Source organism: Paenibacillus sp. MER 99-2 (assembly GCF_023714095.1).
In the GTDB taxonomy this organism is placed as follows: Bacteria; Bacillota; Bacilli; order Paenibacillales; family Paenibacillaceae; genus Paenibacillus.
Genome location: NZ_JAMAUZ010000004.1, coordinates 335,973 through 357,623, shown reverse-complemented (window position 1 = coordinate 357,623; position 21,651 = coordinate 335,973). Strand labels below are relative to the sequence as shown.

19 protein-coding genes are annotated in these 21,651 nt (G+C 44.1%); 6 read left to right on the top strand and 13 right to left on the bottom strand.

Annotated features, from left to right (window positions below; all coding sequences use genetic code 11):
- Nucleotides 1-223: 223 nt before the first annotated feature.
- Nucleotides 224-400, bottom strand: coding sequence for an H-type small acid-soluble spore protein (locus M3636_RS20065; RefSeq protein ID WP_056694429.1), 177 nt, complete (start codon nt 398-400; stop codon nt 224-226).
- A gap of 4 nt (nt 401-404) precedes the next feature.
- Nucleotides 405-701 (bottom strand): hypothetical protein, encoded by a 297-nt coding sequence (locus M3636_RS20060; RefSeq protein ID WP_128100716.1) that lies wholly within the window; start codon nt 699-701, stop codon nt 405-407.
- 427 nt (nt 702-1,128) lie between these two features.
- On the opposite strand from M3636_RS20060, the gene ku reads away from it, so the two are divergent.
- The 5 genes from ku (at nt 1,129) to ligD (ending at nt 6,684) form a co-directional block, all read left to right on the top strand.
- Complete coding sequence (ku, locus tag M3636_RS20055; RefSeq protein ID WP_251383750.1) at nt 1,129-2,040, top strand: non-homologous end joining protein Ku; 912 nt, start codon at nt 1,129-1,131, stop codon at nt 2,038-2,040.
- Nucleotides 2,041-2,391: 351 nt separating this feature from the next.
- Entirely contained in the window at nt 2,392-3,261 is an 870-nt protein-coding gene (locus M3636_RS20050) for a VOC family protein (protein ID WP_251383749.1), read from the top strand.
- A 247-nt stretch (nt 3,262-3,508) separates the two neighbouring features.
- The gene (locus M3636_RS20045; RefSeq protein ID WP_128100713.1) at nt 3,509-4,606 is read left to right on the top strand and encodes a GerAB/ArcD/ProY family transporter; all 1,098 of its coding nucleotides are present in this window, start codon (nt 3,509-3,511) and stop codon (nt 4,604-4,606) included.
- Nucleotides 4,607-4,718: 112 nt separating this feature from the next.
- Nucleotides 4,719-5,678: an ATP-dependent DNA ligase gene (locus M3636_RS20040; protein ID WP_128100712.1), complete on the top strand. Its 960-nt coding sequence runs from the start codon at nt 4,719-4,721 to the stop codon at nt 5,676-5,678.
- Nucleotides 5,679-5,793: 115 nt separating this feature from the next.
- Nucleotides 5,794-6,684 (top strand): non-homologous end-joining DNA ligase, encoded by an 891-nt coding sequence (gene ligD, locus M3636_RS20035; RefSeq protein WP_251383748.1) that lies wholly within the window; start codon nt 5,794-5,796, stop codon nt 6,682-6,684.
- A gap of 106 nt (nt 6,685-6,790) precedes the next feature.
- On the opposite strand, the gene M3636_RS20030 is transcribed toward ligD, so the two are convergent.
- Together M3636_RS20030 and cls are read right to left on the bottom strand one after the other, a co-directional pair.
- A complete protein-coding gene (locus M3636_RS20030) occupies nt 6,791-7,702 on the bottom strand; it encodes a YitT family protein (protein ID WP_128100711.1) in 912 nt (303 codons plus the stop codon).
- A gap of 283 nt (nt 7,703-7,985) precedes the next feature.
- A complete protein-coding gene (cls, locus tag M3636_RS20025; RefSeq protein WP_128100710.1) occupies nt 7,986-9,425 on the bottom strand; it encodes a cardiolipin synthase in 1,440 nt (479 codons plus the stop codon).
- A 362-nt stretch (nt 9,426-9,787) separates the two neighbouring features.
- Between cls and M3636_RS20020 the strand changes: the two genes are divergently transcribed.
- Nucleotides 9,788-11,134 (top strand): hemolysin family protein, encoded by a 1,347-nt coding sequence (locus M3636_RS20020; protein ID WP_251383747.1) that lies wholly within the window; start codon nt 9,788-9,790, stop codon nt 11,132-11,134.
- Nucleotides 11,135-11,211: 77 nt separating this feature from the next.
- Here the strand turns inward: M3636_RS20020 and M3636_RS20015 are convergent, their stop codons facing one another.
- The 9 genes from M3636_RS20015 to M3636_RS19975 all read right to left on the bottom strand — a co-directional run bounded on the left by M3636_RS20015 (nt 11,212) and on the right by M3636_RS19975 (nt 21,635).
- A complete protein-coding gene (locus tag M3636_RS20015; RefSeq protein ID WP_251383746.1) occupies nt 11,212-12,801 on the bottom strand; it encodes an alpha/beta hydrolase family protein in 1,590 nt (529 codons plus the stop codon).
- 48 nt (nt 12,802-12,849) lie between these two features.
- A complete protein-coding gene (locus M3636_RS20010) occupies nt 12,850-13,950 on the bottom strand; it encodes a DUF1648 domain-containing protein (protein WP_128100707.1) in 1,101 nt (366 codons plus the stop codon).
- Nucleotides 13,951-13,972: 22 nt separating this feature from the next.
- Entirely contained in the window at nt 13,973-14,368 is a 396-nt protein-coding gene (locus M3636_RS20005; protein ID WP_145407393.1) for a GntR family transcriptional regulator, read from the bottom strand.
- Nucleotides 14,369-14,572: 204 nt separating this feature from the next.
- A complete protein-coding gene (locus tag M3636_RS20000; RefSeq protein WP_145407475.1) occupies nt 14,573-15,652 on the bottom strand; it encodes an AI-2E family transporter in 1,080 nt (359 codons plus the stop codon).
- Between the two features lie 396 nt (nt 15,653-16,048).
- The gene (locus M3636_RS19995) at nt 16,049-16,834 is read right to left on the bottom strand and encodes an ABC transporter permease (RefSeq protein ID WP_251383745.1); all 786 of its coding nucleotides are present in this window, start codon (nt 16,832-16,834) and stop codon (nt 16,049-16,051) included.
- Entirely contained in the window at nt 16,827-17,735 is a 909-nt protein-coding gene (locus tag M3636_RS19990; protein ID WP_251383744.1) for an ABC transporter ATP-binding protein, read from the bottom strand. Before M3636_RS19990 ends, M3636_RS19995 begins: the two co-directional genes overlap by 8 nt.
- Before the next feature lie 546 nt (nt 17,736-18,281).
- Nucleotides 18,282-18,797, bottom strand: a complete 516-nt coding sequence (locus M3636_RS19985; RefSeq protein WP_251383743.1) for a hypothetical protein — start codon at nt 18,795-18,797, stop codon at nt 18,282-18,284.
- A gap of 95 nt (nt 18,798-18,892) precedes the next feature.
- A complete protein-coding gene (locus M3636_RS19980; RefSeq protein WP_251383742.1) occupies nt 18,893-19,468 on the bottom strand; it encodes a VanZ family protein in 576 nt (191 codons plus the stop codon).
- Nucleotides 19,469-19,511: 43 nt separating this feature from the next.
- Nucleotides 19,512-21,635, bottom strand: a complete 2,124-nt coding sequence (locus M3636_RS19975; protein ID WP_251383741.1) for a hypothetical protein — start codon at nt 21,633-21,635, stop codon at nt 19,512-19,514.
- Nucleotides 21,636-21,651 lie beyond the last annotated feature (16 nt).

Below are 21,651 nucleotides of genomic sequence, written 5' to 3'. Positions count from 1 at the left end.
CCGGCACCTGATGGCACCGGTCTTATCTCGAACTATATCTGCGAATCTGCGGCTGACCAACCTTGTCATAAAGCACGCTCAGATATAATTAGGGCAGGAGTATACTCGGGGCAAGCGTCGTACCAAAATCAGCTTGTCTTCTCTGGAATCATGACCTATACCCGCCAATCGAAACCACTTGTACGGCATCTTTCATGCACTGAACGTTTACAACACTTAGTTGCTACTCCTCCAGTCGATCCACACGAACCGTTTGCGTATTACCAGGACGACTTCCTACCTGTACGGTAGCCATCCCATTGGCTTCATCAACGCTTTCGATCCAAACGGGATCTCCTTCGAGCGTAACAGCAATCGTATCCTCGGAATCATATATCGCTTTGGCACGCTTAACATCCATCATCTTACTCATACTCCCCTTCCGGATCATCATGTGATTCACGAACCATCGTATCGGTTGTGCTCTCCCCTATATAACCATTATCATCGGTTACCTGACCTCCGCCGAGCCCCTCATTGACCATGCGATCAATATCGAGCATGAACGATTCCCGGTCAAGCGGTAATTCCTCTGAAGTCACGGCCTCCCAATTAACAGATGTCGCAGGCGTGTGGAAATCTTCGGACCCTTCCGATGCTGCAAGAGGATAAGGTGAAAATGTGTGAGCATGAGCCTCCCCTTCATCACGTCCATTCTTCATGAGACACCTCCTAGGTTAGATAGTTACCATTGCTCATCCTATGAGGAAGACCACTCTCCTGCTCTTGCCTGATCTACAGATTGATCTCAAGGATGTTTCTGTTATCATCCCCCACTCTTGCTGAAGCATACTCAAGACATGGTCCCTGGAATGAGGCGGTTATCCGTACGTGGAAATGCCCATACTGTTTCTTATAAGAGGTTGTTCAAAAAGTCTGCTTTTGATTACGAAGGATGCCTAAAGCATCTCAACGTCAAATATGGGATTCAGCCGATATGTCCGTTGCTCACGTAGGTTTGCCTACGCTCCGCTACTCCAGTTCTAGCTTCATCCCATCTTCTCGGTACTGAAAAACACCCTTTTTGAACACGCAATTATAAGAGGTTGTTCAAAAAGTTCACTTTTAATTACGAAGGAGCCGATACCTATGCATACTGTCTGGAAAGGTGCTATCAGTTTTGGACTTGTACACGTGCCTGTCAAAATGTTCTCGGCTACCGAAGACAAAGACATCTCCATGCGTTACATCCACAAAGTCTGTGGTAGCCCGCTCGCTTATGTTCGCAAATGTCCTTCCTGTGAAGTTGAAGTGCAGTGGGAAGAGATTACCAAAGGGTATGAATATGAGAAGGGCAAATTTGTTCTGTTCGAAAAAGATGAATTGGAAGCGCTCAACGATTCCACTAGCAAAACCATCACGATTCTCGATTTCGTGGATCTAACTGAAATTGACCCGATTTATTTTCAAAAGACGTATTATCTGTCCCCCGATCAGGCGGGAGGGAACGCATATCAGCTATTAATGAACGCCATGCGAGATACGGGCAAGATCGGGATTGCCAAAATTTCGATCCGCTCCAAAAGCAGCCTTGCCGCTATTCGTGTCCTTGAGGATTGTCTCTCCATGGAGACGATATTCTATCCAGATGAGATCCGTCCTGTCTCACAAGTTCCCAATCTGCCCGAGGTACAGCAAGTCAACGAGAAGGAGCTGACCATGGCCAAGCTCTTGATTGATCAACTCTCGACCCCATTTGAGCCTAGCAAATACACGGATGATTACCGGGGGAAATTGCTGGATCTAATTAATCACAAAGTTGCGGGTGAAGAAATTAAGATCGCTCCTGCCAAACCAGAGGCTAATGTAATGGATCTAATGGCCGCCCTGCAGGCAAGTATCGAGGCTGTTAAGCCGATCCCAACTGATCCTGGTACATCAACAGCCAAGCCGAAGAAACGTGCACCGAAAAAAACGGCTATTCAAGCTGTCGCCGGGGGCGAAAACGATACTGCTCCTGCGCCTGCGAAAAAGAAAAAAACGACTCCGAAAAAGACATAACTCATGAATTTTCAATAAGAACTCCATTAAATCCGGCGCTCCAGCCGGATTTATGTTTTAGTGGCAGCAAACTTAATTTGATTAAACCAAATGTCAAAATTGGCCTTCTGATTAGCTTTATACGAGTTCTCCTCCACCCAAAAACCATTTGACGAAAGTCGATTTATATTTTATATTAACTTATGAAAAGTAACTTATTTGCAATTTTAAAGTCAGCTCTATCTTTCAGTACATTTAATAGCAACACTTAATAGCAGTTTTCAATCTCAATCCTGATTCATAATAACTCTGAATTCTTACAAACATTTAATAGCTAAACACAAAATCATTTTCATTTCAGGAGGAAACGACATGACTCAACCTTATCAAATTCCCGCTACTACCCATCTGGGCGAAGTTAGTCTAAGAATCAGCAATCTGGAGCGCTCCATTCAATTCTATACGCAAGTGGTGGGATTGAAGTTGCTGGAACGAAAGGATTCTGTTGCAACGTTTACCGTAGATGGACAGCACTCGCTCTTGCGTCTTGAGGAAATTCCTAACGCTGTTACGATGCCTGAACGTTCGTCTGCTGGCTTGTACCATTTTGCAATTCTATTGCCTGATCGTAAATCCCTTGGACTGGCTCTGCGCAACCTCGCTGCTTCAGGTATTGAGATTGGGCAAGGGGATCATCTTGTAAGTGAAGCACTGTACATCTCTGATCCAGACCTTAATGGTATCGAAATTTATGCCGATCGTCCGCGGGACACCTGGCGGTGCGATGCAGATAATAACTACATCATGGGAACCGATCCCGTCGATGTTCAAGGTTTGTTTGACCTATCTGCGAATGAAACTTGGGAAGGTCTTCCGGTAGGCACTGTCATAGGTCATGTTCATTTCCACGTACGTAGTCTGGAAGAATCACGCCGCTTCTATCATGGTGTACTTGGTTTTGATATCGTCGGTAATTTCGCCAACATGTCAGCACTATTCATCTCTGCAGGTGGATACCACCATCATATCGGCCTCAATATCTGGGCAGGTTCAGGAGCACCTGTGAATCCTAGCGATGCTACAGGTATTGAATACTTTACGATTGTGTACTCCAGCGAGGCGGAACGCAATCAGGCTGTAGAGCAGCTACGTGAAGCCGGAGCGACATTAACACAACAAAATGATGTGTGGTTTACCGTCGATCCGCAGCAGATTCACATTCGTCTAACGGCAGAAAAATAAGTTTCACATTATGCTTTATTGACACTACACATTCTACAAATCCCGAACATACGGTACCCTCTCACGCCATGGAGGATCTGCCCGTTGTTCGGGATTTTTTATTGATGGTGTTCATGATGTTGAGATGCCGTCAGGCATTCTTCGTAATCAAAAGCGGACGTTTTGAACAACCTATTATAAAAATGGTACTTTTCGTGCATCCTATCCACATGCTCAAGATAATGAAGATACTCGAAGGAGATAACACATGATTGAGAAGGGAAGGTTGAACGTCAGGCAACTGGCCATCCTGCTATTCCTCTGTACGATTGGAGAACAGATCCTCGTATTCCCTGCCATGATAACTTCCTACGCACATGAAGACGCGTGGCTGTCAGCGATACTTGGCGTTGGGGGCGGCATGGGCGTATTAATCCTCTTTCTGGCCGCCTATAATCTTAATCCACGAATGAACCTGATTGAAAATACACTTCAAACTTTTGGTTCTTGGATCGGTGCTCTGTTCAGTTGTTTTTATTTGTTTTATTTTCTAATCAGTGCGTCTACCTTTATCCGGGAACTTGGCGATTTCATGACTACTCAGATCTTACCTTCATCGCCCATATGGGTGATCGATCTAATCTTTGTTGGTGCACTTGCATGGGGACTGATACAGGGGATAGCTTGCATAGGGAGAACTGCGGAGGTGTTCCTTCCTCTGGTTGTATTATTCCTCATCATTCTGCTTGTCTTACTGCTTCCTCAAGTGCAACTGAGCAACATCAAACCTGTTCTCTCCAACGGCATTTTAGATCCTTTGAAAGGTTTTGTCGCTGTACTAACCTATCCCTATTGTGAACTATGTATTTTTATGATGCTGCTTCCCTACACGAATCAAAAGCCCCATATGAAGAAGGATATTCTACTCACAGGTATGATTGGCGGATTAATGTTGACACTAACGTTGACCATGAGTTTGTTAGTCATGGGTTCTTTTCTAACACAGCATTACTGGTTTGCCTCGTTTATGCTGGCTCAGAAAATTAATATAGGCAACTTTCTACAGCGAATGGAAGCCTTTATCGCATGCGTATGGATTATCGCAGTTTTTTTCAAAGCCATTTTGTTTTTTTACGGCTTTATCTCAGGAATTGCCCATCTATTCCGATTGCCCAGCTACCGCTCACTCATCTTACCTAGCGCATTGATCATTTTTAGTATGTCTATCCTTATTTCGCCAAACGAAACCTACTATCTCAAAGTCGTCATTCCCTATTGGATCGACTGGGATCTTACGTGTGGAATTGCTCTTCCCTTGCTGCTTATTCTTATACATAAGCTCCGATTCCGTTCGTCAAAAATATAAGCATTGTTCGGCTGAACCCCATATCGGGCGCTGAGATGCCATCAGGCATCCTTCGTAATCAAAAGCGCACTGTTTTGAATAACTTCTTTTATTTGGAAAGGAGCCTATACATATGTTCACTCCAATCACCCCCTTTGAACCCATATCAAAACAAACTCTACCGACCGGATCGAATTGGATTGCCCAGGTCAAATGGGATGGTGTGCGTATGCTTGCTTATGAGGACGGTGAAGGGCTTAGGCTGATTAACCGAAGACAGCATGAACGAACATTGCAGTATCCAGAGCTTGCTCTGAGCCGCAATATTTGCTCCGCTCCGACTTACATTGTGGATGGTGAGATTATCGCCTTAGATCCCGACACTGGCAAACCTTCCTTTTATCATGTTTTGCGCCGGGATCGCATGAGTAAACCAGATGCAATCGCGCAAGCGGTTCATCAAATGCCGATAACGTATATGGTGTTTGATATTTTGTACTGTGATGGAAAATGGGTTACCGATCAGCCGCTTGTCCAGCGCCAGCAATTGCTCCATCAGGTGCTAACTCCATCCTCCCATGTGCAAGAGGTCACCAATATGTCCGATCCAGCCGCCCTATTGACTGTTATGAGACAGCATCAGATGGAAGGCATCGTCTGTAAGGATCTCTCCAGCACGTATGGAATCCGTGGTAAGGATTCACGCTGGCAGAAAGTGAAAATCATGCATGATCTCTATGCCATGATTGGGGGCGTTACTTTTCGTAGTGGCATTGTTAATGCAATAGCCGTTGGGGTGTATGATGGATCACGCTTTATTTATATCGGTCATGTTGGTACAGGCAAGCTAAACTCTGATACGTGGCGCAAGCTCACTACAGATATACAGCCTCTGATTCGTGAGACCAATCCGTTTCATAACATACCTGAACGAAGTGCAGAGACGACGTGGATCGAGCCACAGATCGGAGTCAAAGTGCAATACATGGAGCTGACTCATCACCGGACGTTGCGCCATCCAAGCATTCAGACATTTGCCGAAGTTACACGGGAGGATTGCCCAGCCAGTCAGCTTATGCATGAAGAGCCGTAGGAAGTGTAGCTCTATGTATATCATAACAACTAAACGTTCACACAGATAAGAGAAGACAAAATAACCTACCAATAATCCGTGAATACACATTTGACCGGGATAGGAGGCAGATCGGATGGCACATACAATCAAAGGAACGATTATGATTGACGGCATGGAGATTACGGTGACAAATCCCAATAAACCATTATGGCCTGAAGCCGGGGTAACAAAAGCCATCTATTTACAGAAGTTAGCAGCACTTGCACCTTATCTGCTCACATACACCAGCAATCGATTACTAACTACTATTCGTTATCCTCATGGTGTGGGCGGTGAATTTTTTTATCAAAAGAATGCCCCCGAGCCTATTCCTGAATTTGTCCATACGGAGAATCACGAAGGTATTAATTATGTGGTGATGAATTCTCTGCCGGTATTACTCTGGCTTGGTAATCTGGCATCCCTTGAATTCCATCCTTCCCTTCATGCGGTCGGAAGTCATTTACCTTGCGAATGGATGATCGACCTTGATCCTTCTCAAGAGGACGAGCCACGAATCATGCAGGCTGCTCAGATCGTAGGGGAAACGCTCACGTCTCTTGGTCTTCGTTCTATTCCCAAAACCTCTGGTGCTACAGGTGTTCAGATCATTGTGCCCATCCGTCAGGGCGTTACCTTTGATGAACTGCGAGACATCGGCCACTTTGTAGGCAAATATGTTACCCAGAAACACCCCAACCTCTTCACGCTAGAACGACTCAAAAAAGATCGCGGGGATCGTATTTATTTTGACTATCTTCAGCACTATGGTGGGAAAACGCTGGCAGCGCCTTATACGCCGCGAGCTAAACCAGGCGGTACCGTCTCCACACCTCTCACCTGGGAAGAAGTCCGCAACGATGTGTCGGTCAAAGATTATCATCTGATGAACATCGTTGAACGGCTCGCACAGATGGGAGACCTGATTGCTGCTGTTGAACCTCAGCCGGTAGAGCTGATCATCCAACACCTCAAAAAGAAATAGCCGACACCCTCAAACCAAGGATGTCGGCTATTGTTCTAACCACATGTGCATTACGTCCTAGCACACGCCATATATAGTCATTCTGTTTGTTCAGCTATTAGACTCGCTAATGGATGCCTTTTTTCTTGAAACGTCCGCCCTTCACATCATGGATGTTACCAATCGCTACAAAGGCTTGTGGGTCCCAATCTTCTACGATTGATTTCAACTTGGCTTCTTCGAGACGAGTGATAACGACAAAAATAATTTTCTTCTCATCCCCACTGAATCCACCTTCTCCATCCAGAAAGGTTACACCACGTCCAAGACGGTCTGTTAACGCAGATCCGATATCCCGATACTTCTCACTGATAATCCATACGGATTTGGATTGATCCAATCCTTCATTGACAATATCGATCATCTTCATCGCAATATAATAAGCAATCATGCTGTACAGTGCATTTGGCCATCCAAATACAAATCCTGCACCAGCGAAAATAAATACGTTAATGAACAATACGATCTGTCCTACCGATAGTGGTGACTTCTCGCTCAGCAAAATGGCAACGATCTCGGTTCCATCTAGCGATCCGCCGGAACGAATAACCAGACCAACACCTACCCCTAGAATCAATCCGCCAAATACTGCTCCGAGCAGCGGCTCTCCTGGCGTCAATGCGGGCACTTTGTGCAGTAATGACGTCCCAATGGACATCACTACGATCCCAAGCAACGTAGATAACGCAAACGTTTTACCAATTTGTTTGTAACCTAGAATAAGAAAAGGTAAGTTGAGCAAAGTCAGGAATATTCCGAGTGGCAGATGCGTGAGCTCTGACACCATAATCGAGATCCCTGTAATCCCGCCATCGATAACGCCATTTGGCACGAGAAATACTTCAAGTGATACAGCCATAAGTGCAGCACCAACGAGTATCATTAGAATGCGTTGCAGAAGCTTCAATGTAAACACCGAGCTTTTGACGCCGCGGTCGGCTGCCTTAGATGTTAATTCTTTTACTGTTACATTAGACATGGTATCCCCCCCGTTAAATCAGTTTGTGAATCCATTTTATATATCATTTAAGCACACGCACCTAAAGGCGATATAAAATGGATTCAAGATCGTCTGCATTCCGGTTCACCCTTCCAAAAGAGAGCAAAAGGGAGCCTGTTTTCCCGCAGACTCCCCTCCTTCGCCAAGACATGATTTATATATCTATTATATCATAAAAGATCAAATTTGAGCAAAATAGTTAGCAAAAAGAAGATAAATTCACAAAAAGTGAACTTATCTTCAGAAATCGGGCTAAAAACGGCTAAAGAAGCGGTGAAAGCATCCGAGAAAGCATTTCTGCCCCTTTTTGCCACTGTGATCTCTGCTGAAAAACCTTTACGTCGATTGTGCTGCAAACGTGCAGGTCACGTTCAAAATCTTGGATTAAATGATCCATAGCCGAAGCCTCGAACAACACGGCAGTCAATTCAAAGTTATAAAAGAAGCTCCGCATATCCATGTTTGCCGTGCCTACAGTTGCAAGCAGATCATCCACGATCATAACTTTGGCATGCACGAAGCCCTTCCGATATTGATAAAACTTCACACCTGCACGTAGCAGCTCCTCGACATAAGACAGAGAGGCCAGATGCACAAGCCGAGAATCCGATTGATATGGAATGATAATTTTCACATCCACCCCACTAACGGCTGCTGTCTTAAGTGCCTCATACAATGCAGGGTCAGGGATAAAGTAAGGAGTCGTAATATAGATTCGTTTACAAGCTACCGATATAGCACCAAAACACATCTCCTGAATCGCATCCCAGTCCTGATCCGGACCGCTGCCTAGAATCTGAATGCGTTCATCACCACTACATATATGCGGAGGGAATAGCTCTGTTAACTGCGGCTCTGTAATCTGCTCACCGGAAGCAAGCTTCCAATCGTTGAGAAATGTATTTTGCAGAAAATAGACGGCATCTCCTTCAATCTGCACATGGGTATCACGCCAAAATCCAACCTCTGGATATTGACCTAAGTAATCATCACCAACATTGATTCCGCCCACAAAGCCAATCCGTCCATCCACCACCACTATTTTGCGATGATTGCGATAGTTGACCCGGCGATCAATCGTAGCAATGAGCGGTGGAAGAAAATAATGAAACTCCACACCAGCTTCCTGAAGATTGCGGATAAAATTCCAGCTCATCTTGTGACTTCCGAGCCCATCACAGATAAAGCGAACCTTCACGCCTTCTTGCGCTTTACGGATCATCACATCTTGAAACTTCGTACCAATTACATCATCACGGAAAATATAAAATTCGACATGTAGGTGATGCTTAGCTTGTTCCATCTCTTTCAGCATTGCGGCAAATGCCTCTTCACCATTCGTTAGCACTTGGCTTCGATTGCAGCCTGTTATCGGACTTTCAGATAGATGAGATAATAAATTGAATAACCGATGCTGATGCTTAAAACGGTCATCCTTCATCTGCTGTGCATCCTCGATGATATGAGCTTGCTGCCATATCGTTTCTTTAATCTCACGAAAAATGCGTGAGCCTCCTTTACGGAGCTTTTTACGTTTATTGTAATCCTGAGCGACGAAATAATAGACAACGAAACCGATCAGGGGAACGCAAAACAAAATAAATAACCAGGCTACGGCCTTCGCCGGATTACGGAATTCCAGCAACAAAATGGTGCCTGCTTGAAAAATAAAAATAAGCAATATGATAAGCAGCCAGAACATTCAACTTCCCCCTCAGTGACAAAAACATCTTCCCGTTACACGTTCACTCCATCATCTTTGACGATTAAGCGAGTAACTAATCATAGATACCCAATGTTGACCCTAATCGTAACGTTTTGCATAGATAAAACTTTACATACGCACACTAACACTAGGACTGAAACTGAAAACAGCGTGTATATTATGACAGTGATAGGTTAAACATATCCATTCAATATACTGAGAAATGGCGGTGCAGCGCCATTCACAGCGTTTTCAGTTCCAAATACTTCCTCTGTATATAAGCTAAAGGTGGTCTTCTTACGTAAAATTAGATATAATAATCGTTAAAAACTTATTACTTAAAGGAGAAGAATAGTGTAATGGACAGTGACGGGTATGCGTTAAAATTATTTATGATTGCGTTTTTGATAGGATTATCAGCGTTCTTTGTGGCGGTGGAATTCGCCTTGGTGCGGGTACGTCCAAGCCGGATTGATCAAATGGTTGCCGAAGGGAACAAGCGTGCCTTAGCGGTGAAACAAGCAGTGGCTAATCTGGATGGATACTTGTCCGCCTGTCAGCTCGGCATTACAATCACCTCTCTGGGACTTGGTTGGCTCGGTGAACCAACCGTAGAGAAGCTGCTACATCCATTATTCGAAAGCTTGCAATTGCCTGAGGCGCTATCATCTTTCTTATCGTTTATTATCGCATTTATTGCCATTACATACTTGCATGTGGTAGTCGGCGAGCTTGCACCCAAAACGATTGCGATCCGCAAAGCCGAAACGGTTGCGCTGCTAACGTCAACACCGATCATCTGGTTTAACCGAATTATGTATCCATTTATCTGGTTATTGAACGGCTCTGCCAATCAGCTCGTTAAATTGTTCGGTATTAAACCCGCTTCTGAGCATGAAGACGCACACTCGGAGGAAGAGTTACAGATTATCATTAACGAAAGTTTCGAGAGTGGTAAGATCAATCAAGCGGAATTCGGATATGTAAGCCGAATCTTTGCCTTTGATGAAATGTTAGCTAAAGAAATTATGGTACCTCGGACTGATATGGTCTGCCTTTATCTAAATAAATCGAATCAAGAAAATCTGGATATTATTCGTGAAGAGCAATATACTCGTTTTCCTGTAGTGAATGAGAGTAAGGACGATATCATCGGAATCATTAACACCAAGCAATTTTTCTTAGAGTTGTATGGAAATGATGAACCTGTTGACCTATCCTCCCTCATCCAGCCCGTATCGGCTGTCCATGAGACAACACCTGTCAAAGACTTGCTGAAGAAAATGCAAAAGGATGGCGTACATATCGCCGTATTGGTCGATGAGTATGGTGGGACTTCAGGGATTGTTACCATTGAGGATGTGCTTGAGCAGATCGTCGGCGAGATTCGCGATGAGTTCGACGCGGATGAAGTCGAAGACATTCAGATCATCAATGAACAATATGTCATTATGGACGGTAAAGTATCTCTGTCCAAAGTAAATGATATGTTCTTATCCAACCTCGATGCGGATGAATGGGATACCATTGGTGGTTGGTTATACAGCCATCGTCCAGAGATGAACGAGCAGGAAGAATACGAATACGAGAATCTCACGTTTGTCCTTTTGGAAAAAGATAAAAATCGCTTCTATAAAGTTGCTGTCGTTCCGAAGGAACCTCTCGTTATGTCAGACTATACCGATGAAAACGAGAAGGAATCCTAGTTCAGCTGAATAAGCAACTTAACATATAACATGGAGAAGCACTTGCCTACATCGGCAAGTGCTTTTTGATATTTATTTCATTCTGATCCTAATACCCACTTCGCAATATCATCAATAATATCCTGTGAGACATTGGATGGCTGAGTGTACTCTGTGCCAATCGAAATTCCGTCATAGCTTGATAAAATATGATTTACCTTTGGATAGCTTTTGTACGTTACATTGGTATGACTTTGCAGAGCCGATTTCCAGTCTTGGAATTGCTTCATAGACACTTGCACATCATTTTCACCCTGCATTATTAGCATAGGGGTATTTTGTGTTTTTGCTAATACGGAAGGCACATAATCTCTTTGCTCATACCACCAATAAGCAGCCCCAAGCGGGAATGAGTCAGGCAGATGATCTACAGAATATTTAGGGTCTTTCACGATGGCAGCAGCATTTTTGTAAAAATCAGCTTGGAGCTTGATATTCTGCGTGTCTAAACCAAGTTGCTTCACCCGATCTACCAATTCGTCCTGCTGCTCGGTGAGCGCATCTACAAAGCTACTACTTGGCGCGGCAAGCAGGATTGCGCCTGCAATGTCATCTTGTTTATCCTCTTCAATGATGAGCGGCATTACGAACCCGCCTTGGCTATGCCCGGCCACATAAATCGCTGTAGAATCAATCTGTGGATTCTTTTGGAGAAGTTGGATTGCATCTGCTACTTGATCTACACTTTCCTGCTTTAATGTGAACTTCGGCTGCGATGCAACCTTATAGGTATGTTCATAAGTAACCTTGTCATATCTTAATACGGCAATTCCTTGTGAAGCTAACCCTACGGCAAGATCGCGGAATGGCTTCGCACCACCGATGGCAGCGTCTTGATTGCTAGGCCCAGAACCATGTACAAGAATGACAACAGGGAAAGCACCCTCACCCTTAGGTAAGGTAAGTGTCCCCGGTAGGGCTAATTCACCGTGACCAACCGTAATCGCTTGTTCTGTATAGGCAGAGGGCTCATCATAGCTTGGTGTTTGGTAAACATCTGGCGTAGCAGCCGCAATGTGTAAGTCATCTACAAGTCCGTTAGGATTCATTCTAACTGTAATGCTTAAACTAGTAAGCTCAGTCTTAAACGTATATGTTACATTACGATGCACTGTATTGTTTTCTACGCGTTTAGCTAGGGGCTTACTTGTAATTTTGCCATTCTGCCCTTCTAATGATGCCCATAGCTGACTCAATAACGCGGGTGATAACACTCCACTCATAGAGGTATGAACATACTTAGCTGCCTCCTCACCCTTCCCCTCACTCACAAGTGCCATAAAAATATCCTCAGGTGCTTCCTTCAATGCTTCTGTAAGAAAAGCTACATCGATTAAGCTAACCCCTTTAATTAATTGAACAGGATGATCTAAAGACACTGCCTGCCCATTCACCATTGCCTGCTGCTCTCCTACTTTAACGACAATTGTAATTTCATTTTTGGTGATCGTGATATCCCCTGTTTTTTGTTGCCAGGATACCTCTGCACCATTCTTTTCGGCCATTTCACGGATTGGAACCAGCGATTCGACTTCATTAGACTCTTGTGTAGCTGCCGAGATTGATGCTACTGGTAGGATGAGACATGCGGAAATAAGGGAAATAAGTTGTTTTTTCCAATGGTTCACGATAAGAACTCCTCCTCATAATTTATTTATAAGTACATAGATGAGCATCTATTGGCTCATAACTATGCTTACAACAACAATAGCAATGATGAATAAGAACAGAACCCAAGCTGTTGGACGAGCGAAGTTAATCGTCCATCCTATTCCATATCTTTTCTCTACAGTAAAAGAAGGATCATTGGGGTTAAAATATAGGAAGCCAAGCTTCCAATATTGGTCGTCATTCACAGGCTGCTCCTTGGATCGTTTGTTATCCTCTTGATGATTACGAATGTTCCCACCGCCTTGTCTGCCTGTTAGAGACAGCAATACAGCGCCTAAAATAATCACCACAGGGATGATGAGGGTAACCGCTAACAACAAGTTCTGATTAGGGACAAACATGTTGATCTGGATGAAGGCAAATAAAATGGTAAGAAGTAACCCTGTTATGATCGAAAATAGAGACCATTTACGGCGGAATTGAATATTTTTAGCAGCAAACTGTGCAGGATCGGACGAAGCAAGCTGTTGCTTGCTTGTTTTAATACTCCAGTTCACAAACATCATGAGCGCAATCATCCCAAACTGTATGAGATTAATAGCCAGTACGGATAAGTAGGTTTTGGGAACACTTGAAGTGACATTGCCTTGAAAATCGTATTTCATTGGTATCATGCCAGGTAATGCCTCGTAATTCAGCAACGAAATGATAGCAATAGCTGCAACAATAGCAATGTGAATGGTAAACCAATAGTTGGAATAGGTAAGCTTATTTTGGCGGAAGGTGGTATCAATTCTTACTTTTTGAGGTGACGTTCCAGTTGGCAGCGTTGCCTTTATCTTTTTCATCCTGAAATGAAATGACAAACTTAGTGCTGCCCCGTACACAATGAACATGATTGTACCAACACCAGTGATCATCGCAGTAGACTCTTCATTTGCAGATGGTAGTAGATACAGACAGACCAGCATAATAACTCCATATCCAATCAAACTTAATGTAGCAAAAGTACGCCGTAGCTTGCGCAAGATTGGCGTGTAATAGTTATACTCACTTACCGTAACCCCGAAGCTAACGGTCTCTCTTGTCAAATATGGTGTAAAGGAGAGAACGACGGCTAATGGAGCAAAGATCAAAATCATCGGTAATAAGATAAATAGTTGCATACCCAACACTCCTCTAAGTCATTTATTCTTCGTTGCGACCCTCTTTTACATCATCATAGATTTTGGCTAGCACCTCTAATAGCTGTTCCTTACTCATACTTCGGCAGATGGCTTCGGCAATAATCGGTCTTAATTCACTATGTTGCTTATTCAGAAATTCATCCGTTAAATCAGGCATTCCATTAGGGTTTACTACAACTCCCTTTTGTCTATGTACTTGAATGTACCCGTCTTGCTTGAGTAACGTATACGCCTTATTGACGGTATGAAGATTAACACCGATATCTGCTGCCAAATTCCGAACTGAAGGTAGAGCCTCACCTAGCTGCAACTCCCCACTAGCAATCCCTTCGATAATCTGATTAACCAGTTGTGTATAAATGGGGAGTTCAGACTGCATATCAAGTTGAATAATCAAGAGTTCACCTTCTTTTTAATATCTGTTATATACCAAGTATAACAGATAGAACAAGAATGAGTAAAGGGCATTGAAATAAAATTCAAATTAAACAACATGCTTTATTCATTCTGAGACACGTCAAATAAGCCGCATATACATCGTAAAGGGCAGCTACATGACCCTTCACAACATATATGCGGCTTACTCAGATGAACTCTTCGCTCACTCCACAGGCTCTGTCTTATCTTCCACAATCCGATAATGAATTTTACGAACAATAATCTTAAGAATCATGTATAACGGAATAACGATAATCATCCCGAGAATATTCCCCAAGTCTGCACCTACAAGAAGCAGTATAACTGTCGTTAGCGGATGAATATCCAACTTCTTCCCATACACATACGGGGAGACGAGATTATCCTGTATTTGCTGTGCAATAACAATAATAACCAGCGACCAGATCGCCATGGATGGTGATTCAATAAAACCAACGATGACAACCGGAATAGCTGCCAGAATTGCACCAACATACGGGATAAAGTTCAAAATGATGGATACCATGGTCAGTAACAGTGCGTAAGGCAAACCTAAGATAAGGAACCCGATATACATCAGAATACCAAGTGCCACGTTCACAATGACACGCCCCACAATATAATTACTTAATGCATCATCAATCTCATGAACTGTCTCTTCCCCGTCCTTACGGTAATGTCTTGGCAATAACAACGTCAGATTCGTGCCAAACTTACTGCCCTCTTTGAGCATGTAATACAGCATGATGGGAAACGTTGCGAGAATAATGACGAGATTGGATACAACCGAGAATAATCCAGCGACATAATCACTGACTTGAGTTATCCCTTGACTTAAGAAATCAGACAAACGTGAGACCAGATCGGAATCTTCGGGCAGATACCTGGAAAGGAAACCATTCTGCTCTAGTTCCGTGAGCTGATTGGTGAGTGAACTAATCAAGTCTGGTGTATTCTCAATGAAATTCCACAGCTGCTCTCGCAGAGACGGCCAGACTAAGACGCTGAAGCCTGCAAGAATCAGAGCAATCACGACATAGATAATGATGACGGACAGCGCTCGATTCATTTTGTGCCGCTCCATATAATCGACGAGTGGACGCAGCAGATAATAGAAAAATCCTGCAATCAGTAATGGAATAATGATGATATGAATCAATGAGGTTAGCGGACGGAAAATAAAGTTTACTTTATCCCCCAAATACACGATGAGCAGCAGCAAAATAATGGCTGTGCATATGCGATAAAACTTGTTGTTTACCAAGAAACGTAATCCCTCCATGCGCTGCTCTGCCAAATGCGACTGCGGCGAAATATGTAATAAAAATCACAACCTGTTGACTACAGCATAGACAAATTCTCAACTTCCAAGCCATGTCTGTTGTAACATATGTACCCTGAAATACAGCTTTTGCCACAGTCCAGCTTCGTTTAAGAGAGAACAAAGAGTTTCTAGGGCGTGTCTGAAAACTCCGAAGGACGCAGATTTTGCCGAATTTTAGTTCCAAGCAAGGAAGTTTTCCGCAGGCGTGCCGGGGCACGTCAAGGGAAAGTGACGCAGCAGGGAGCGAAAAGGCGGTAAAAGATGCACTTCAGCGAGTTTTAAGACACGTCCTAATCCAACTCCCTGCTGAATAAAGACAAAAAAAGAAGCAGGCGATTAGCCTGCTACATCTCTTCTGCTGAATACAACCCACGATATAACCATGAATATGACATAGTATGCAGCCAGCACTGCAATGGAAAAACCAAGAGTCATGCCCTCTGGAACGCCTCCGCCGATCATATCAAAGACAGATCCTGAGTTCATGTATCTACTAAGATCCATGTTATTGAACAGAACATACTTCGCCCATTCATAACGCGTTGGATTGAAAATCAATGTAAAGATATTTTGTGTAAACATAATAAATAGCGATAATCCAATCGCCAGCGCTCCTGAACGAAAGACAGAGGACACCATGAAGGCAATTGCTAGTGTAATAAACAAGTCAACGTACATATAGCCCCATAATGTAAATGTCTGTCCGGTGTTTCTGGTCTCAATATCCGTTGTGAACAGCACAGAAGACATGCCCCAGGCCAGAAGAATCACAACGAGCGTACTCAAAATGCTGAATCCAATGACCGTCAAATATTTGGACAATAAAATTTTGCTCCGCGACCATGGACGAATCAGCAACAGCTTGATCGTTCCCCAGGTAAACTCACCTGCTACCGCTTCAGCAGCTATGACGACACAGAAGATGGTATTTAGAAAAAATACGATCTGAACGGTTGTATAGGCCGCTTCCAAGGCAGGCATATCGCTTGCCCCCAAGCCTTCTCTTAACAACAATGGCAGCAATAGCGCACTCAAAGCCAAAATGGAGAGCATAATCCAGGTTCGTGCACGACGGAATATTTTCATATTTTCATTCAATAACAGATTGCCGAAACTAGCCAATACCTCCGCCCCCAGTCATTTGCAAAAATTGATCTTCTAAGGTATGGGTAACGTTACGGATACCATAAACCTGAAACCCTTCATTTACTAATCTGGCGTTCAGCTCTGGAATCTGTTCCCGAGATACGCTAACAACGATGTTACTGCCCTGAATAGTAGCTCCTGGAACGAGTTCAGCGGCACGCTGTGCATCATTGACCTCGAAGGCCACTTCAATCAGAGCATCCGCTCCCGCTTCTTGTCTCAGATTTCGCACATCGATCAGCTTACCGTTCTGAATAATGGCTACCGTATCACACATAAGCTCCATCTCTGATAATAAGTGGCTGGATACAAACACGGTAATTCCTTCTTCTCGCGTGAGCTGGCGTAGATAATCTCTCAGTTCCCGAATCCCTTGTGGATCTAATCCGTTCGTAGGTTCATCCAATACGAGCAACTTCGGTTTATGTAATATGGCTTGGGCGACCCCTAAGCGTTGACGCATTCCAAGCGAGTAAGTCTTCACCTTATCGTGAATCCGTGCGGTGAGCCCAACCCGCTCAATGGTCTCCGCGATGCGCTCCTTCGTAATACCGGGTGACATGCGGGCAAAATGGACAAGATTCTGATACCCTGTGAGGAATTTGTACATTTCAGGATTCTCTACAATCGCACCAACCTCTGCGATAGCCTTCTCAAACTCCGTTTTCACACTATGCCCGGAGATCAAGATATCTCCCTTACTAATCGACATAAGTCCAACCATCATTCGGATCGTCGTTGTTTTACCTGCCCCGTTTGGTCCTAAAAAACCAAAAACCTGCCCCGGAGAAATATCCAGAGTCAGGTCGCTGACCAACGATCGGGAAGAGATAATTTTACTGACGCCCTGAAGACGGACGACTGGTTCATTCTGCATTCCATTCCCTCCCTCATCGACGGGCTTACCATTCATGCCCGTTTCTCATATGAATTCAGTGTATCATAATCTTTAGTATATTGTCCTGTAAACTGGGCATTCTCCTGTCGCTTGGTCTGAACCTGACATGTTGCACAGCATCCTAGCGGCATCTCACTTCGATAAAAACCCGTTCGAAATACGTGATTGCTACCGCAACTCTCTCCCTGTGCTTGGTCAGAGTTACTAGCAACCGACACAATCCTCCCACAACTGACACAAAAAAAGCGACTTGATTCGATCACTGAATTCATTCCCCTCACAAGGAGCACTGAGATCCCTGTTATTTGTCGTTAGATGCTGAGAATTGATACATTTTGTATCTAATTCGTAATTTACTTGACACCGGGACTATTGTCAAGAGTTTATCGACTATAAAAAGAAAAAAACACAAAAAAAGCTCTACAAATGCGACAAAAGTCTCGCATTCATAGAGCTTATTTAAGGACTAGCGATACAATCCGGTTCATACTATGGGCATATACTAATTTGAACATTTAACATCATCTATTCACTGTGCTCCTGCTGCTGAGGCTCACCACCCGCCGGATAATACCAGAGCAATACCCATTCCTTCCCATCTTGGACGACATAACAGGTTTGAACCATATCGATTACACCAAATGTACTTTTATACTTCATCGTTACATTCATTTTGTACGCCTCTGAGAATGCATCCATGCCATCAATGATGTTGACATCAAACTCACGCTCAGGCTTCTCGATCTCCAACCCAAAGGTTTCTACACCAAAATGCTGCATAAAAATATGGGCTTTAGATTGTACATATGTGCTCTTAGGAAACCGCTCCTTCATAAGCGGGTGAAACAGCTCCCATGAGCTTCCAAAATCCCCTGTTTGCTCAAATCGATAAAATTCAGCTACGACCGCTGCCGCTGTATCAGGATCACTGGCACGGAATAGATGCGGAACTGTTCTTATGATAAGCCATAACAACAGAAGTACAATGATGATAAAACCAATTTTTTTGAACAATTCGTTCCGATTTCTTCTTCGCAGCATACCTGTCCCTCCCTGTCCTCCTTCCATATCTATGATGGAGGACAAACAAGTAGAAGTTGCTACAATAACATCTGATTTCCTGGGAAATTGCGTTCCTACCGCTCAGAACGCTTACGTATACGCCTTGATCTTAATTTCCGATAGAGCGCTACGCTTGCGATCCATAACATCACACCGCAGAAACCACCAATCAGATCCACGCCCACATCTCGAATAGAAGCTGTCCGGCTCGGATTGAAATGCTGAATGTATTCATCCACTGCGGCAATGACGGTAACCACAACCAGTGCAATCCCAACACTGGTTATGGTTCTTTTTCTTAGATAACGCATCCCGCAGTAAACAAGTACACCCAGTACGGCATACACGAATACATGCGCACTTTTGCGGAATACAAACTCGGCAAAGTCTAAGGGTCGTTGATTGAGCGAATAATGATGCTCGCCATAGGTGAACTGGATATCAGGCAATGTTAGCAGCCATTGAATGTTCCCAGACCATTGACGCAGCCACGGCTGAATCGTCTGCTCCTGATACGACTGTGCCGACATTGACCAGATGAACAAAATCCATGAGACGATTATAAGCGTGGTCAGCAAATATCCCCATTTTCTACGCTTATGATGATGTCGCCTCCGCCGTGAACCCTCCTCTTCTAATATTGTAATCACCGCTTTCATCTCTCTTTCTAATGTTCACTGAACTCAGTACAGATTATGGAGCGAATGAGCCTGTAAATAAACCTCTACCGTTCGTGCCTACATAGACCTTTCCATACGTCTGGCGATCCGCTTTCAGCACCTGAGGTTGATTTCCAAGACCCATTCCGGTAGCTGGTGAAATGTTCTGCCAGGTCCGTCCCATATTATCGGAACGGTAGAATCCTTTTACATTATTGACGGTTCCATAGACAAATACTGCTGGATTAAGCGTACCTGGTTTTCCTTTGCCAAAAGCAAATAATTCAGACGATTGCACATTAGGTAACTTGGTAAATGTCGTTCCAGAGCTACTAGAAGCATACAAGCCTGCATCTCCCAGGCTAACCCACACGACATTCCCTAGCCCAGGTGCAGCCTCCACCGTAATTTTCCCACCACTCGGCAATGGCTTGGCGTTGGCTTTGTACCAATTCGCCCCACCGTTGGTCGTTCGGTAAATATGTCCCGCGGAATACATATAAAACTTATTTCCGTTAATTCGATCCCCAGCGAGCCTCTCATTATACGTAAATATCGAATCTGCATCATTGTCATTGGACGGAAGCCCGCTCATGCTCTGCCAGCTTGCTCCCTTATTTGTGCTCCTCACGGCTTTGCCGGTTTGCGGCAAATAAATGATGAGGTTCGGATTGGTGGCAGAGTATGCGACGCGCCCCAATTTGGAGCCATTCGGCACATTCACAGCAGTAGCCGTCTGACCATTATCGGATGAAATATACAGTCTGGTGATGGTTCCATACCAATCGTTACTGCCCAAGAAAATCATCTTGTTCGGATCGGCTTCATGATAGTCGATACTGACCACTTCTTTCATGCCATCAAGTTGCAGCTTTCTGATTGGGGGACTATACACATCCGAATGGGCAAATCCAGTCTGGTCTGCGACACCACTAAAGAAAGGGGTTCCTTGTGGTGGTGCTGAACCAGCTAATGCCACAAGCTCCTCATGCCCATCTGTAATGGCATCCCATTGCGTATTCTGTGCCGTAATATCATCTGTCTTGTATACACCTGACCAATCGGAAACGTATACTCTGCCAGGATGATGCGGATCAAATACAACACTTGCTGTTGCGGAAAAGAACATGTTCGATGTCCACCATGGCGGTCTGTCGTTCAACGTTTTGTTTACATTAACCCAGGTCTGCCCCCCATTGGTGGAACGGTACAACGGCAAATTACTGCCACCTGTTCGAACAGCAGCTAAGATATGATTTTCGTTCGAAGGGTCTACACTGATCCCATAATAGGATGAATAGGCTGAACTCGGGGTGATATTGGTCCACTGTCTGCCGTTGTATTTAAAGACACCTCTGTTATCTGTAGTTGCATACAAAATCCCACTTTTGGAAACGGTCATCCGCGCTACGCTATCTGGACTGTTCCGTATAAGTTCCCAGGCCACTTCCCCATTACTTCGTTTCATTTTGGAGAAAATGCCTACGCCCCTTATTCCTGCATACACGATTTGCTCATGCTTCGCTAATGGATTAACGCCATAGGCCACGCTGCGAATTCCCTGTCCTGCAATACCATAAGGTACTTCTCGTACGTGACTCCAGGTGCTTCCTCCGTTGTTGGATACATATAAACCATTGTATCTTGTACCCACGTGCAGAAAGCTTGAGCTTGTTGGATTAACTGCAATATTCTCACCCATGGCTCTATGAATATTCCCATTGGAGACATTACGCAAATTCAATCCCGTTCGTGTCCACGTTGCACCCCGGTCTGTCGATTTCAGCACATCACTAGGACTTCCATTCGCATACTTCCCGGCAGCAACATAGACGATATCCGGATTCTGATGATCCAATGCAATTCCATCTATGCCATACAGATTGCTTTCATTCGATTCGACATGATCCAATAACGGAATCCATCTGTTATTCGCCGGATCAAGTCGATATACGCCCCCAATGTCTGTACGAGCATAGATTAAGTCAGGCTCGGTAGGGTGAATAACAATCCCTGTAATGTAACCTCCACCGCCAACGGGGATCGAATTCCATTGATAACTTTCAGCAGACTGAACTACATTTGTCGTGGTTGGAATCATAAGTGTGTACATTAATACTACGATCAGTGCTAATTTAGGCAGTCTGAACCTTCGCATGTGGTTCACCCCCATT

What these genes read in the sequence shown, in the direction of transcription:
- M3636_RS20040 (WP_128100712.1), top strand. Translation starts at nt 4,719, where the DNA reads ATGTTCACTCCAATCACCCCCTTTGAACCCATATCAAAACAAACTCTA.
- ligD (WP_251383748.1), top strand. Translation starts at nt 5,794, where the DNA reads ATGGCACATACAATCAAAGGAACGATTATGATTGACGGCATGGAGATT.
- M3636_RS19985 (WP_251383743.1), bottom strand. Translation starts at nt 18,797, where the DNA reads ATGCTGCGAAGAAGAAATCGGAACGAATTGTTCAAAAAAATTGGTTTT.
- M3636_RS19975 (WP_251383741.1), bottom strand. Translation starts at nt 21,635, where the DNA reads ATGCGAAGGTTCAGACTGCCTAAATTAGCACTGATCGTAGTATTAATG.
- M3636_RS20050 (WP_251383749.1), top strand. Translation starts at nt 2,392, where the DNA reads ATGACTCAACCTTATCAAATTCCCGCTACTACCCATCTGGGCGAAGTT.
- M3636_RS20045 (WP_128100713.1), top strand. Translation starts at nt 3,509, where the DNA reads ATGATTGAGAAGGGAAGGTTGAACGTCAGGCAACTGGCCATCCTGCTA.
- M3636_RS20065 (WP_056694429.1), bottom strand. Translation starts at nt 400, where the DNA reads ATGGATGTTAAGCGTGCCAAAGCGATATATGATTCCGAGGATACGATT.
- M3636_RS19990 (WP_251383744.1), bottom strand. Translation starts at nt 17,735, where the DNA reads ATGCAGAATGAACCAGTCGTCCGTCTTCAGGGCGTCAGTAAAATTATC.
- cls (WP_128100710.1), bottom strand. Translation starts at nt 9,425, where the DNA reads ATGTTCTGGCTGCTTATCATATTGCTTATTTTTATTTTTCAAGCAGGC.
- M3636_RS20030 (WP_128100711.1), bottom strand. Translation starts at nt 7,702, where the DNA reads ATGTCTAATGTAACAGTAAAAGAATTAACATCTAAGGCAGCCGACCGC.
- M3636_RS20010 (WP_128100707.1), bottom strand. Translation starts at nt 13,950, where the DNA reads ATGCAACTATTTATCTTATTACCGATGATTTTGATCTTTGCTCCATTA.
- M3636_RS20020 (WP_251383747.1), top strand. Translation starts at nt 9,788, where the DNA reads ATGGACAGTGACGGGTATGCGTTAAAATTATTTATGATTGCGTTTTTG.
- M3636_RS20060 (WP_128100716.1), bottom strand. Translation starts at nt 701, where the DNA reads ATGAAGAATGGACGTGATGAAGGGGAGGCTCATGCTCACACATTTTCA.
- ku (WP_251383750.1), top strand. Translation starts at nt 1,129, where the DNA reads ATGCATACTGTCTGGAAAGGTGCTATCAGTTTTGGACTTGTACACGTG.